We start from the raw sequence: 15,888 nt of genomic DNA, 5'->3' as shown, positions 1-15,888 counted from the left end.
GGGCCTGACCAACAAAAATGAAATTAGGAACAGCCGAATCGAGGAACGGAGGAATGTCGAACGTAGAATAAAGCAAATTGGGAAGTGGGGGGCTAAAAAAGTGGAGCAAAAAAATGGTTCGGTGATACCCTGCAAACTCTCCTTAATTCTAGGAGTGTAATAAAAATAATTAACTCATCACGGCACCATTTTTTTGTGGAGCGTTTTAAGGTGTGGAAATTTGCTTTTTTCGGAGTGAAGAACGTTTTGAGTACCACAGATTCTCCGATATACCAAGCTTATTTTATAATGGTTCGATACCATTATAAAATAAATCATTGAATTGAATTGGTTATAAATCGTAAACCACGTGAAGAAAGATACTGATTTCAAGCTGAAAGTGTGTCAAATTTTAATTGACTGTGATAATTAACCATACCAATTAGGCGATAGTGTGTATAATCCACCCCTAAAAAGCCAGAGTTGTATACTTAAAAAAATCTAAAATCTATCTGTGTTTATATACTTGAATGAAGGTTTTTAAATGCAACAATATTGCATAAATAAATATCTTTTTAAGCCAGTTTGTTAGTTTTTATAGTGGAAAGTGCCGGGGGGCTTTCCCGTTTGTTCAGGTACGGGGGTGTTTTTATAGTATGGGTCTGTTTCTAAGGGACATATTCTAAAAATGGCGTGGTATATGGAATAGGGAAAAGGTTAACATTGATAAATGATAGCTCCATTCTCCACCTTAAACATACAAATGTATAAACAGGAAAAGCCTATATGTTTGAGTGTACATTCCTTTCACTGCATTATGGTATTCCCGCTATTTGTAAATCCCCCAAGTACAGCGCTAACAAATATTACCCACCATTTTTAATTACTTAAAATTAAAAATGGTGGGATACAAGTGCGTAACAAAACTACCCTCGATCTTTAATGGCTTTTTGTGGAGGGCTGCGGAACTCCTCAGTTCCGTAAATGTTACGAATGGACTCCATGTCCAATTCATCAGCGGATTTTTTACGGTAGCCCTCGGGAGAGAAATACCACAATTTCTTTTTTGCGGAAAATCCTCGCTTGTAGTGGACATTGGTCCTAATAGATTTTATTCGTTCCTTATATTGCCTGGTCTTCCCAGAAATCCAAATCCAAGATCCACAAATCTCAATAGTAAGATCAGGAATTTCCATAAGTGCCTCAATAATTGAAGAAAAGGCCTGTGAACTCCAATCATCAAACTCCTTTTCATATTTGAATTGACTTGGTTTAAAAGAATGAAACTGGTTGACCAGGTCTTTAAAAAGCTCCTCGTCACCTCCTTTATCAGGGTGGAATTTCATCGCTAAGCGGTAATACATTTTTCTTGCCTCATCTAGGGAGGTGCAACCCTTGAAATAATCTGTCTTCGTCATAATAATTTGATTTAAATTAATTTGACTAGGACAACAGTGTCATTTCGTTAGGGATCAGTAGGTTTCAATTTTTAAGTTATATAATAAAAATATGACTTTATTTTAATCGGTGATTACTGATGCTATTATTGATAAATTGGTAATAAAACCATCAAATTATGGATTTAAAAAATAATTAATTTAGGGCAACTCCGGTAAAACAGTATTGGTATAATATTATAAAAATCGACAATATATAAAAAAAAAGACCCGACTATTTCAATCGGATCTTTAAAGTTACCACACTTTCAGGATTGTTAATCCAAATATTAAGATACATTAAAAAAATTTAAAACCATAAATAATAAATAAATTTTTTTTATATAATTCTATTTCCTAAAATGTACGCTGAAGTTTTCTTACCTTTATCATAAATATGTGTTTTAGTTATATTATAATATTTTTTTAAATCAGAAGCAGTAGTAAAAAATGAAAAGCCCATTTCAATTTCCATCAAATGAAAAATAGATTTATATGTTTCTATAGAAATTTTTTCTTTTTTATCAAACTTATCCATTTTTAAAATAAATATTTTTAAGGGATCTGGATCATTTATCAATCTTTTTGGATAGTTTTTAAACTTCATTCTTAAAAATTTCGTGTCATATTTCTTTTTCTCCATCCATTCATAGCCAAAATATTTCAAAGCGGGTTCCAAGAATGGGTATTTATTTATAGCCTTTCTATAAAAAAACTCAAACCAATGATTATCTTGTCCAACCATTTCGTCAATTTTATTTAACTCCTGCACAGTTTTTTTAAAGCTGTTTGGTAGAATCGAATAATGGTATAAATTTGAAAAAGAACATGTTATGTCCGACAAGTGAAACCCTCCATTTTTATATGCTTCCGTTAATTTATTTTTTGATATATATTGACTTCGTTTTAAACATGTGTAAATATAATATTTTTTAAGTTCTGGATCTGGTCTATATTTTTTTAAACCATTATCCCATATATGAAAATTAAGCCCTTGACCCTCATTTTTAGAACGTATACATTTTATTTCTACTTCCAACTTTTCATTTTCATATAATATATTAGCATTTATTTCTGCATTGGTTTTATCTACATTAAAAATATTGGCCTTTTTAGAGAATTGAAGTATGTGGACTATTACTCCTTTATATTTAGTATTTCTAAATCTACCAATCATTTGTACTATATCTATATATGGATTCACAATTGTAGTTGATATTCTAGTATTTGTAGCTACAAAGGGTATTGCATTCTCGTCCACTATGTCGATTGACTCATAACCTACAGAAGTAATAAATGTAATCTTAGTTGGCTCACAGTTAGGGATCCACCTTTTTATATTTTCAACTCTACTTTGACTATATATAGCACTATAATCTGATTCCTTTAATTTGCACTTTTTTATTAATTTTTCAATTCCCCTTACGTTATTTATAAATATATAACAATTTTCAATGCAACCTGAATCTATAAAATATCTGATTAAATAAATTAATGAATTATCATAAGAATTGGTAAGCACCATTTTTGCTTTTAAAATATTTTCATTTTCCCACACTACATTTTGAACAGGTATTGTTTTTAATTCTTCAGGCCAATAATCTCTTTCTGAAATTGTCGTAGATATAAGATAAAAGTTTTTAAATTTTTTAAAATTATTTAATATATTGTTCATTGCCACATGTCGTAGTTTATAATTCAATATCAATGAGTGTATTTCATCCCAAACAAAGGTAAAGTCCTTTGGTATTATCTCATCCATTACTATTGGTAAAGAATCTGGTGTGACCAATATTTTAGGAGGTGATCCTGACTTTTTACAGTTCTCCAAATATTCTTTAAACTCCTCCATAGCTCTCTCTTTATCAAATCCCAAAAGGCTCACCGGGAATTTAACATCATGAATATTTGAATGGAATCTGAACATTTTTTTATTAATTTTTCCTGGCAAGTATCGATCGTTGTATTGAAAGAATTTATTGTCAATGTTCATTATATAAGGCATTACCATAATCATGGCTTCATCATTATTCAAAAAGCCAGTAGTTGCACCACATCCTGTTTTTCCCTTATCGATAATAGAATTGGGTTTAAGATGAGAAATGTCAATGAAAGTAGAACCTGGAGCTTGCCTATGAATTATGGTGGTGCCATAAGGAGCAGAAGAAGAAAGTATAGTCATTTTTACTGAAAATGTGGTGAATAATATTATGCTGCTAATGCAGTAATTTTGTTCTTGCCAAACTAGTATATTTATTTTAGCTATCCCATTTTAATTAGAATAAAATCAAATTTTTTTGTTTTAAAAGGGTGAATTTTATACCCCTATATAGTTTTTTAAATACTAAATAGTGTTTATAAATTATTAGTTATATAATGAAGATTTTGAAAAGTACTTGGGATATTACGTTTTTCAGGAACTACTAACTGCAGAATCTTTTTATTGCATCAGTCAGCAGTTCTTAAGGAATTGCGAAAATTTAGGAAAAAAAATTCCGTGCATATGGCTTGTATTGGCGGTTTTCCGAAAATCCCGATTTCGTCCTGTATAACGGAAGGTTGTGGTTATTTCTGGAATTGCATGGTTTGCAGTGGGGGCAAAGGTAATTCAGTTGTAGTAAGTTAAGCAGAAGTCTACTCACTACAGAAAGAATCGACAGTGGAATTTTTTTTACTGCAGCCAACAGTACATCTTAAGGAATCGTGAAAATTCAGAAAAAAAAGTTCCGTGCCTGGGCGCTCTATAGGGTCATTCTTGAAGGAACCCGATTTCGTCCTTTATAGCGTAAGGCTTTAGGTACTCCTGAAAGTGCAGGTGTTTGTAGAAGGAGTGAGCATGATTTCGTTGCAGTAAGTTAAGGAGGAGTCAACTCACTACAGAAAGAATCGACAGTGGAATTTTTTTTACTGCAGCCAACAGTACAACTTAAGGAATCGTGAAAATTTAGAAAAAAAAGTTCCGTGCCTGGGCGCTCTATAGGGTCATTCTTGAAGGAACCCGATTTCGTCCTTTATAGCGTAAGGCCGTAGCTACTCCTGAAAGTGCAGGTGTTTGCAGTAGGAGTGAGCATGATTTCGTTGCAGTAAGTTAAGGAGGAGTCAACTCACTACAGAAAGAATCGACAATGGAATTTTTTTCACTGCAGCCAACAGTACATCTTAAGGAATCGTGAAAATTTAGATAAAAAAATTCCGTGCCTGGATGCTCTATAGGGTCATTCTTGAAGGAACCCGATTTCGTCCTTTATAGCGTAAGGCTTTAGCTGCTCCTGAAAGTTCAAGTGTTTGTAGTAGGGATGAGCATGATTCCGTTGCAGTAAGTTAAGGAGGAGTCAACTCACTACAGAAATAATCGACAGTGGAATTTTTTTTACTGCAGCCAACAGTACATCTTAAGGAATCGTGAAAATTTAGATAAAAAAATTCCGTGCCTGGATGCTCTATAGGGTCATTCTTGAAGGAACCCGATTTCGTCCTTTATAGCGTAAGGCTTTAGCTGCTCCTGAAAGTTCAAGTGTTTGTAGTAGGGATGAGCATGATTCCGTTGCAGTAAGTTAAGGAGGAGTCAACTCACTACAGAAATAATCGACAGTGGAATTTTTTTTACTGCAGCCAACAGTACATCTTAAGGAATCGTGAAAATTTAGATAAAAAAATTCCGTGCCTGGATGCTCTATAGGGTCATTCTTGAAGGAACCCGATTTCGTCCTTTATAGCGTAAGGCTTTAGCTGCTCCTGAAAGTTCAAGTGTTTGTAGTAGGGATGAGCATGATTCCGTTGCAGTAAGTTAAGGAGGAGTCAACTCACTACAGAAAGAATCGACAATGGAATTTTTTTCACTGCAGCCAACAGTACATCTTAAGGAATCGTGAAAATTTAGATAAAAAAATTCCGTGCCTGGATGCTCTATAGGGTCATTCTTGAAGGAACCCGATTTCGTCCTTTATAGCGTAAGGCTTTAGCTGCTCCTGAAAGTTCAAGTGTTTGTAGTAGGGATGAGCATGATTCCGTTGCAGTAAGTTAAGGAGGAGTCAACTCACTACAGAAAGAATCGACAATGGAATTTTTTTTACTGCAGCCAACAGTACATCTTAAGGAATCGTGAAAATTCAGAAAAATAAATTTCGTGCCTGTGCGCTCTAAAGGGTCATTCTTGAAGAATCCAGTTTCGTTCTTTGTAACAGAAGGATGTAGGAACTTCTGAAAAGGAAGTTAGGAGGGAAAAGTCAGTGAGATTTAAATTCCCTCGAGAAAAGGCAATATGATCTTATCCCGAGGTGTGGTACTTCGATACTTTTATAAATGGATTCCCTTTAAAAGTATATTTCTGTACCCATTAAATTTTAAAACATAATTATCGATTATGGGGTGTAACAAACTAATAATTTAATTAATAGAATGATGCGAAATGAAATCCATACTATTTTAAATTATTTTTTACCTTCATTCAGCTTTTCTTCAATTTTAATATCTACATGAGTTTTTAGGAATTCAAAAATTCTGTTTTCAACAGAGCTAATTTTCTTATCAATGGCGTCTTCAACTTCGATGGCTTTGTATATTTGAAATCCTATTAAAAGAGTAACTAAAAACGTAAGAACCCCAACCATTACACCTAATAAATTTGCTCCATTGACTGTAATATCATCAGATTTCAAAATTGAAAATATTAAAGAAAAAAAAGATATTATTATGGAAGAAAAACTAAATATAAATGTTCTTCTATTGACCTTTTTGTAAACGATTTCGATCTCATTTATAGTATCCAGCAAAAGACTTCCAAGCCTTTCTGATGAAATTGATTTTGGACGTCTCTCTTCCTTAAGTTGTTGGGCTCGCCCCTTTAAGTTTTCTAGATTAAATTCCATTTTTAATTTTTATTAATTTGAAATATTTATTTGATAATATTATTTTCAATTCCCTCTACAATTTTAATTTCCTCCTTAGTCAGGCCGTAAAGCTGGTAGACCATCTGGTCGATTTGGACTTCAAGGTCAGTAGTGTCGGCTAAGGGGGTTTGTTTTTTGGTTGTTAGTATTTTCTCAACTAATCTCTTTATTTCCTTTTCTTCACTTTCTGAAGGCACTATGATTGGCAGCAATTCAATTTTGTATTTTTTCCACCTGTTTGTTCCCATCCCAGTTGTGGTGCCGATTAGGTTGAAATACCACTCCGAAACTTTCGAATTGAGTATAGCCAAAAGAAACTTCAATTTTTCTCCTGTCATTAAAAAAGTGGTGGCTTCTGCATAATAGCCAGAGTCATCAAACGCAAATTTGGGTTTGTCCGAAATCTCGCCCCATAAAATTTTGGACTTTTCAAAATCTTCCCAATAGGAAATTGAGTCCTGGGTTTCAAACCATTGGTTACCTGTCTTTTTTCTGCTGCCCTTTTCTCCATTTTGTTCTAGCCTTTTTTTGCCAATGCCTAAAAAGTAATCCTTTAGAACGGGGTAATTCTCAATATTAATGTTTAGGCTAGGGAAAGTGCAAATTGCCCATTTATTAGAGATTTCATAGCCGTATTTTCTCAAATCCCTTCCCCGCAAAATGGGTTTTATGATTTCCACATTGTTTGCATCAAGATGTATCAATTCATCTTTCTTTTGTTCGTCAATGATAAATGCCGTATTATAACCTGTTTTAATCCCAAAATTTATTCTTACTTCAAACTCTCTCAGCTGTCTTCCCCTTGCCTCAATTTTTGCTTTTAGGTTACCTTCTACCTGATTCCCGATGAACCATTCAGTCGTTTCAGGTATTTCAAATTTAAAGTTATTCAAATCAAAATAGTCTGAAAGAGAAGATCCTAATATATAGTTATCTGCCAAGTTGACAACCGAAAAGGTGTCCGTTAGCTTTCTTTTCTGTAAGGTTATAATATTTGACTCTACCGTAGCTTCTTCAAATATTTGGATGTCTTCAATGTTCAAAAGCGAAATAGGTTGAAGGCTTTTCATAAAGTATGCTTTCAATAATTCGCCATAGATAGCTCTGAGCCAGGAGTTGGAGGTGATATAGGTTAAAAATCCCTCGCTCTTGAGAATTCTACCACCCAATTCATAAAAAAGGCAATATATGTCAGAACCTTTAGAATAGGTTTCATATTCCGCTCGTGAGAAATATTCCGCTTGTTCTTTGAGTTTAGACATTGAAAAATAAGGTGGGTTCCCAATCACCACATCAAAGCCCACAAAGTCACCCACATCATTCAGCACTTCCGGAAATTCAAAACGCCATTCAAAGGCGTTTTCAAAAATCTTATTTGATTTAATTTCGTCAATCTCGATTTCAAGCTTGTTTAGGGTTACTTCAAGTTTGGCAACCTTAGCCTGGCGTTCTTTTTTCTGCTTTGGGCTTTCCTCAAAAAGTCCCTTCTGCATTGTGAGGTTATATAAATCTCCTCCCAGTTGGGCTTTGCGCTTTATTTTAGGGTCATTGTTTGCAATTTCAGTTCGGAAATCCGATTTTATGTCGGCAATCAGCCGTTCCATTTCGCGTTTTTGCTCCTTGCTTTCTGCATTGCGGTAGGTGTCCACTGCCACCCGGTAACTGTCAATCGACCACTTACTTTTCTTTAATGCTTTTTTCAGGTCCGCATCGATGGCAAATCGACTCACCAGCGAGTTTCCACATTTGATATTGATATCAATGTTAGGAAGGGTCTCCAACTCGGTAGGGTTCTTGTAATAGGCATTTTTAAGAAGCTCAATCCATAGTCGCAACCTGCAAATTTTTACAGAGTTGGGGTTGATGTCCACGCCAAAAAGGCAATTTTCAATAATGTTTTGCTTTTCGTGGAATAGCGTTTCTTGAATGCGCTGGCTTTCTTTGTTTGTTGGAGTGTAGTCGAATAGTTCGCCTTCTTCGTCTGTTACAATCAGTTCATCATTGACTACTTCCACCTGGTATTCCTTCAAGCGTCTTCCATCCCGGTCCTGCAAAATTTTCAAATCATTTTTAACGGCAATCATTTCATTGAGTGCCGATACCAAAAAATGCCCTGATCCTACGGCAGGATCACAGATTTTTATGCTGTTAACGATTTTGTTGGCTTCTTCCCGGTCATCTATTTTGTCATAGATGCCATTAAGGTCCTTGCAATCCCATTTCTTCGTTTCATTGAATTTCTGCACCACGGCTTTGCGGATGGTTTCCCGGCACATGTACATGGTGATAAAACCCGGGGTGAAAAATGAGCCATCTTTGTACCCATTTATTTTCTCAAAAATCAATCCTAGTACTGAAGCATTGATCAGAGATTTATTGTCCTCCTGAATATCTTCCGAGCCTTCACTGCTGAAATCATAGGCGTTCAAAAACTCAAACAGGTATTCAAGTGTGGAGAGGCTTCCTGTTCTCTTTTTGCCGTGATCGTTTTTCAGAACGGTTGAGGAAATGATGGGGATGGTTTTATTGTCTTTCAGATTACTGATGAACAAAGTAACCTGTTCCATTTCGGTTGGTTCAAATAATGAAGAATTAAGGTACGGCACTTTATCAAAAAGTTCCTTCACATCCCGGTTTCGTTCTTCGGTTTTTCTAGCGAGTACCTGGAAAAAGAGGCTGTTCAGATCATCAAAAGTTTTTATTTTCTCCAAATTCAGGAAGGAGTAGGATTTATCCCCCTTATGGTAAGTAACGAGTTGGGCTTCCAGCAATTTCAAAAACAAGATCCGGTTGATCCAAGTGATGCAAAGCTCCAGCCCAACCTGGAATAGCCTTTCCTGATGGCTATCTCCATATTGAGAAGGACGTTCCAATCGGTTAATCTTTTCCAAGCTGTCCAACTGAATGATGGCATCTTCCAAAATACTTCCTGTATTTCGGCCACCTTCATTGTGCCGCCCAATCAGTTTTTTACCTCCCACTTTGGTTTCCGTCAATCCTATAATGTGCAATAACTCGCTGTAGAATCGCTTATCCAGGCTGTTGCTGTCATTGGTAAATGGAAGTTTAAGGAGGTGTTCGGGGGATAGCAACTTAAAAAGGGCTATCAGTTTGGTATCATCTGCTTTGTCGTTATTCCGTAAAGGCTTTTGATAATCCTGCAGGTTAAAATAGGTGAATTCTATTTGTGATGAGATGTCTGCTATAAAGGGTCCTGCAATCTGTTTGTAGAAAAAATCGGTTTTAGTATCGGCCAATCGTTCGGCTTCAAATTCATTGAATTGTTTTACAAGGTTCTTGTTTTGGGCAAAGAGCCTGTCAAATGTGGTGGCATCAAAAATAAACCATTCATGGATATTGGTGATGACCAGGTGTTTTATTTCCAGATTTTTATGGGTGATCCTTTCCCGCAAATAATACAGCAACAATTCCTGAAAAGCTTTAACATTAAGCTTTCCGGTGCTTACCATTTCTGATTTATTGGTTGGCTTTTTTGCCTCGATAATTACGCCAACTGAATCCTTTGCGTTATCTCCATTGTGAATTACAAGGTCATTTCTGCCTTTAGTGTTGATATAGTAATTGGGGTGGAAATAAGTTCTTTTTAGAAAGTCACTGACAAGGTTTTTATGGAATTCCTCGGATTCCGTTTCATTGGTTCTATCGAGCAACTGGATTAGGTTGGCCTTAAAAACCTCAATTTCATTCCGGTTTGGTTTTACTTTTAAAAAGGACTTATTCAGTGCCTTTCTTGGTTTAAGACTGCTTACATTCATTTATCTAAACTATTGCTTTCTTTTCGGTTAAATTAATGAATTAGGCTGGTTATTGTGGCCATAATTGGGAAAAAATTTAGGATTTCGGTTTAGATTACTTGGGGCTATCACTCAGAAAAATAATAAGTGGGTTTGAATGAGAGATGACATTTTCCGTCTACGGTTTGTTTAGAGAAAGAAAGGAACTTGATTCGGTTGTGGTAGACTATGACTAATCGTACACATAGTATTGGAACACAAAGGCAGAATGGACAGTAGCCTAAAGCTCTATTTTGATAACCACTTTTATTCCCCCAATGGGATTTAAATGGTCATGCATGAAATGGTACGGAAACCAATTCTTTTCTTTCCAAAAACCCAACCTGTATTCCAGTGAAACTGCTAATTATGAAAATCTTAGGGTTTGTATTCTGAATTCGCATCAGTTCGGTTTGTCAATTATGGCTTTATTTACATATAGAATTGTGCAACAACACCATCGACTAGATCATCAAAAGTCATTATATCAATATCCCGGTAATCACTTATTATTTCTCGCCATTCATCTGTTGCAAAGTCCCACCTTCTGCCGATAACAAGAATTCTCTTAGGTTTTTGTACTTTAACACCATATTTTTCTAACATCCATTTTCTGTTGTTTGGATCTTCGAAGTATGTCTTGTAATTTCTTGTTTGCGAGATATAGGAGTTAAATTTAGCTGATAATGTTTCTCGGTTATTTTTACCAACAACTGGCCTCCCATCTAGGTCAGGAAGTTTAAATTCAACAATATCAGCAAATCCATTCGGTCTAACGACAAAAAAATCCGGAATAATAGGATCTCGTTTTTCGCTTTGCCATTCACATTTTAGTTGACCATGGATTTCTTTTGCAAGAAATCCCATTGTTAGAATAAATTTGTTCTCCTTCTGCTCAAGAAATTTTGTGATTTCAGGTTCGGAAGTTCTAGAATTTCCTGTAAGTTCTATGAAGCGGTTTACTTGAGGTAATTTTGAAAATTTGAAATCATCTAATGATGGTAATGGATATACGAAATGAGCATCTTGTTCAACAAGTTTATCATAATATCCAAAGTTTATAGAAAAAAAGTCATGCCCCTCTCCTGAATCATCGTATTGCAATGGAATGAAATCGATCCATTTAATATGGCGAGTTTTTAGTCCTTTTTCATCTGCATCAAAAAACAGCCCGTTGATGATTCTCCCAAATTGGCCTTTTAAAATTGATATACCATTGCTATTAAAAAAATATATTGCATTTTGGGCATCAAAATTCCAATTCAGTTCTGCTAACTTGTCAAAGCCTCGGTTGGTAGGAACTATTAGGTCTTCTAAAAATAGTGGTAACGGAGGCTTGAATGAATCGGAACTGCTATCATAGCTGAAACCAATAATCTCGTCAAAAAAATCATTTTCAATGAGAGAATAATCATGGAGCAGAAATGATGTTTCGAAACTTTCTTTTAGCTTATCAACTCGTTCATTCCCGAAGTACTCTATTGCTAAATGTGTTTTTCCAAGGTAGAATACCACCTTTTCGTTATAGAGTAAAAATCCGGAAAACGTCTTTAATAGCTTTGGATGTTCTTTTAAATAAAGATATAATGGTAACCAATACTTTTTACCTATTTTATTAACTAAAAATTGGATGGTTTCAATGTGATTTTTTTTTATCCTCTTTTCCTCATCCATAGATTACTTGGCCATGATTTTCAATTATTAGCTTAATACGGGATTAGTTGCATCTCACTTTCAGTCTAGAATTTTTTTTTATTATTCAATGTTTTAAAATTCAGCATTTTAAGCCTAATTAAATTTAAATGTTGCGCAACGATTGAATGGTAATTATTGTTCGAAAAGGTTTGCCCTTCCAATGGATAAAAGTCCCTTACGCTTGGGGTAGTGGAAGCAATATACATTCAATTTACTATTTAGCCAATCCTGAAAATTATCTAACTAGTAATTAATGGGTAAATGGGATATAAGACTTTCCCGTTATGATTTCATACTGAAAGTTCAGCAAGGCTATTTTTCAAAGTAGTCATCAAACTTTTTCGCTTTACGGGAATTGTTCTCTATAGCAAAAATAAGATCATTGTAACCAAGCCTTTTTAATAAAATTAATTGGAGTCCAAATACACCTGATTGTAATAAAGCATGTGCAGAATAAGAGTTTAAATCTATTTTTCCTGTATGTGCTACTTTATCTCTTAGTCCTTTTAGACTCCTGAAATCAAGACTTATCTTATTTGGATCCAAACGACTTTCTTTAATAATTTTATCATACTTAGCCATTAATTTTTCCTGATCAATAGAGTTAAGAATTCTTTGAATAAGTACCCCATTGTCTATAAAATTGACTTCGGCCTTCCAGCTTTTATAAGTCTGTTTTAGTTGTTTTCTAAGAGATGAAAATCTTTCTGGCAATTTCACCTCTTCAAAGAAATAGTAGCCATAACACTCCCAAGCCTGAACTGTCCTTAAAACTCTATCTTCTAAAAAATCTTCGCTTGTTTGGTTCAAGTAATCAAAAATCACAAATAAAGAGTCTTTTTCCTGAATGCTAAGTTTGACCCAATTTGGCAATACTAAATTTAGATAATTAGAAATCATGTAATCAGGTATTATTTGGTTACCATAATTACTGTTCTTACTCATGATTTTAATATATTGCCTTTTATTTCCAGAGTACCAATACTCGTGCCTGTCAAATGTTATGCGTCTGCCAAAAGCTAAAGACAGAAGATTTTTGATGGAGGTAGCAATTTCTGAAAGATTTTCTTCTGTATCTGGCCCTAAAATGCAGAGCTCTGAGATTTCAGGAAAATGGTCAACTCTCGACTTAAGTACTGTCAAATCATTCTGAGCTGTCTTGTTTACATTTATCTTAATGATCTTTGAGCCGTATGTAAACTCCACATCATGTTTTCCGATAAAATTTTTAAGAAAGAAACTGGCTTTATCAGCATTCATTATTTTTTTTTTAATCTAATTGTGCACAACTTATGGCTAAAGTTCACACGGTTATTTGTCATTCAGGGTATACCAATCTAATAAGTTTTTAACGTTTTGAAAGAACATAATGCGACCTCGATTTGTATTTATCTGGTTTTGATGGAATTATGTTCCGGAAATTTTGAATATGTTGCAAATCTCGCTTAGCCTCAAGTAAATGGAAGGTAATAATATCCCAAAGTATAAGTGGGATGCCTTTCATTGGTTATGTATTTAAGATTGTTTTTTTTATTTTAGTAATCACCCAATTTTAGCATTTCGAATATAAGCGCCAATTGTTACTGGAGTATAGCCTGTTCTCCTTCCCACATTTTGCAATTAATTCTGAACCGCAACTTGGGCAAATACCTTTAATCCCTTTGGTAGCTTCAGCTTTAGTGCCATTAACAATTGCAAACTTCATTATTCCTTTTTGATCGGAGCCAGTAACACATAAAAAATCCAAGCAATCCAAGATATAAAAATCACAGATAATACCCAAGCTAATTTTTCGCTTCCAGTGGTTTCCCGGGAGCTGATAATGATTAATATGGGGAATAGTCAGATTAATCCTATTTGAGCTAAAAGAATCAATGCACCAAGATCTGAATTTTCCATACCGTGTTATTTTTAGAATTTAAGATGTTTCATCACATTATTTTTACCGGGAGATTGCTTCATTCTGGCAAACAACAGCCGATTAAAGGCGTTGTGTAGGATTCTGGAGCATTTCATGTTTTTATTCATTAGGGTTTTCCATAGGGTGAAATGAAGCTACTCGTCCATTACTCAAAATATGCAGAGAATAGTGATTGCCGTTAAAATATAACGTCCTATCTCCATAAACTCTAAATTCTTTTTCTGAAGTTAATCGAACATTGATTTGCGGTTTTAATTTTTTAATTGCAATTTGTAGTATTCTCTTAATATCTTTCTTACTGTATTGAAATTTTGTCTTATTTTCAAAATGACCCTCGATTGCAAATTCATCACAATGTCTTAAATATATATGAAGATAACCTTCAAAGTCCCAATAAATAGGTGTAATTAAATCGTGATATTCAAGGCTCTCTGTTTCAAACTGGACTATTGACTTTTGAAGTTCAGCGAATATTTCAGGATACTCTTGCTTAAAGTGCTCTAACCCTTTATTCGTTGATTTTTTGATTTCATTATTTATCGCTTCCGTTCTTTCTATCCTTCTAGCTTTCAATAAAGCATTAAATTCTAACATCTCATTTAGAGATATGTCATTAGCATTTAGTTTGGCATCAAGTTCATAAAAACGGACTAAGGGTAATTTACACCCATTTTTATCAAAGCTGTTATTCTTTATAAGGTCAAAATTTTCAGAGCCTGGTTCGAGGAATAAGGAAAAACCACAGAATTTTGCAAGTTCTTCTTCAATTAAAATTTGTCCGTCTATTATTTTTTGGCTGTTTGTCCAAATATATGCTTTGTTTGCGTCAAAATATTTTGGGTCAACATTTACACTTATGGTATTGGGGATTTCTTTTATGCCAGATTGGTTAAATGATTTTTCTGCTGGATAATTTGATGCTAACACTTCATAAATATCACTTGAATTAAATCCGACTTTAATTAATTCCGTTATTTGTTTGGTAGTTAATTTTTCATTGGTTGGACAATCTATTTTTACCATTCCATTTGTTCTTGGAACATTTTCTTTGGAAATAGCACCTTCAAGTTCTTCCCTTTCCTTTTTGTAATAGCTTAAAACTCCGTCAATATTTCTACCAAACTTTTTTGCTGATTTCGAAAATTTATGAAATTCAATGTTGATGTATTTGTTGTCGTACTGACCGTACATTGCATAGAGTTCTTCTATCGAAAACTGAAATTTTTCAGATAGTTGTTTTTCTATGTCTGTTTTGAATTTTTCAAGCTCTGATTCCTTGTAGGCTATTTGTGCAGTTAAAAATTCACGTCTCTCAGTATTTCCTGCAGAAAGTTCAGAAAGCTCCTTTTTAGCATTTATCAATTGAATCTCAACCATATCATTTATCAGATATAGCATTCCATCGTTTATTTGAGATTTAATTCCGAACATTAGTTTCTAAATTACTGGCAACATGCTTTTAAAAGTAATATGAAAATCCAATAATAACAAAATCAAAACTTTTGAATTGATAAAGTAAAAGCCATACTTTGTAAGACACTGGCCACCATAAGGAACGTATTAAGGCTATATGTGACTAGTTAAGTGAACGGAACGGTTATCTGGAATACCTTGTGCCATGAGTCAGCATTTAGAACTTGCCTAGGGGCAGCAAGTTTCAACTTTACAGAGAATACTCTATTTAGCTAGATGGTAGGCATGGGGAAACCAAATGTAGACCCTCATCACCTCGATGCTTGCCAGGGGTGGCAAAAAAAAAGCTACAGAATTGAATCTGTAGCTCTCTTTAACCATGAAATGATAGGAAGTAATAAAAAAAGTTACTTCAACTACCCGTACAACATTTTGGCCAACATTTAAGGTAATACACTGACCATCAGCTGAGTATGCTCCTCCTCTTGGGCTCGAACCAAGGACCCTCTGATTAACAGTCAGATGCTCTAACCAACTGAGCTAAGGAGGAATTTGTTGTTTTTTTAAGGCCTTTGCCTTAATTGAGATGCAAACATAACAGGTAACTTAATTTTTTCCAAACAAGAGGCTATGGTTTTTTCAAATATTTTTCAATTGAAAAAAAATGATCTTCTAAATCAAGCACTTATATAATTTAAAAAAATTAAAAAAAGTAAATCCTTTTTTTAGCATTCATTCAAGTTCTATTCTTGACAATATTT

General features: G+C 34.4%; 8 protein-coding genes and 1 tRNA gene. All 9 read right to left on the bottom strand.

The window, feature by feature from the left end:
- Nucleotides 1–905 precede the first annotated feature (905 nt).
- The 9 genes from CA2015_RS10510 to CA2015_RS10475 all read right to left on the bottom strand — a co-directional run bounded on the left by CA2015_RS10510 (nt 906) and on the right by CA2015_RS10475 (nt 15,677).
- Nucleotides 906–1,397: a hypothetical protein gene (locus CA2015_RS10510; protein WP_048641866.1), complete on the bottom strand. Its 492-nt coding sequence runs from the start codon at nt 1,395–1,397 to the stop codon at nt 906–908.
- Between the two features lie 358 nt (nt 1,398–1,755).
- Nucleotides 1,756–3,597 (bottom strand): hypothetical protein, encoded by a 1,842-nt coding sequence (locus tag CA2015_RS10505; RefSeq protein WP_048641865.1) that lies wholly within the window; start codon nt 3,595–3,597, stop codon nt 1,756–1,758.
- Nucleotides 3,598–5,845: 2,248 nt separating this feature from the next.
- Entirely contained in the window at nt 5,846–6,283 is a 438-nt protein-coding gene (locus CA2015_RS10500) for a hypothetical protein (protein WP_048641864.1), read from the bottom strand.
- A gap of 26 nt (nt 6,284–6,309) precedes the next feature.
- Nucleotides 6,310–10,080, bottom strand: coding sequence for a class I SAM-dependent DNA methyltransferase (locus CA2015_RS10495; protein ID WP_048641863.1), 3,771 nt, complete (start codon nt 10,078–10,080; stop codon nt 6,310–6,312).
- A gap of 450 nt (nt 10,081–10,530) precedes the next feature.
- Nucleotides 10,531–11,772, bottom strand: a complete 1,242-nt coding sequence (locus CA2015_RS10490) for a Shedu anti-phage system protein SduA domain-containing protein (protein WP_048641862.1) — start codon at nt 11,770–11,772, stop codon at nt 10,531–10,533.
- 333 nt (nt 11,773–12,105) lie between these two features.
- Complete coding sequence (locus CA2015_RS10485) at nt 12,106–13,053, bottom strand: hypothetical protein (protein ID WP_048641861.1); 948 nt, start codon at nt 13,051–13,053, stop codon at nt 12,106–12,108.
- A 444-nt stretch (nt 13,054–13,497) separates the two neighbouring features.
- Nucleotides 13,498–13,614, bottom strand: coding sequence for a PLDc N-terminal domain-containing protein (locus CA2015_RS25415; protein WP_394332066.1), 117 nt, complete (start codon nt 13,612–13,614; stop codon nt 13,498–13,500).
- Between the two features lie 199 nt (nt 13,615–13,813).
- A complete protein-coding gene (locus CA2015_RS10480; protein ID WP_048641860.1) occupies nt 13,814–15,145 on the bottom strand; it encodes a hypothetical protein in 1,332 nt (443 codons plus the stop codon).
- A gap of 458 nt (nt 15,146–15,603) precedes the next feature.
- Nucleotides 15,604–15,677 (bottom strand) — tRNA-Asn (locus tag CA2015_RS10475).
- Nucleotides 15,678–15,888 lie beyond the last annotated feature (211 nt).

This window comes from Cyclobacterium amurskyense (assembly GCF_001050135.1).
GTDB lineage: Bacteria > Bacteroidota > Bacteroidia > Cytophagales > Cyclobacteriaceae > Cyclobacterium > Cyclobacterium amurskyense.
This window is presented reverse-complemented; position numbering and strand designations above follow the sequence as displayed.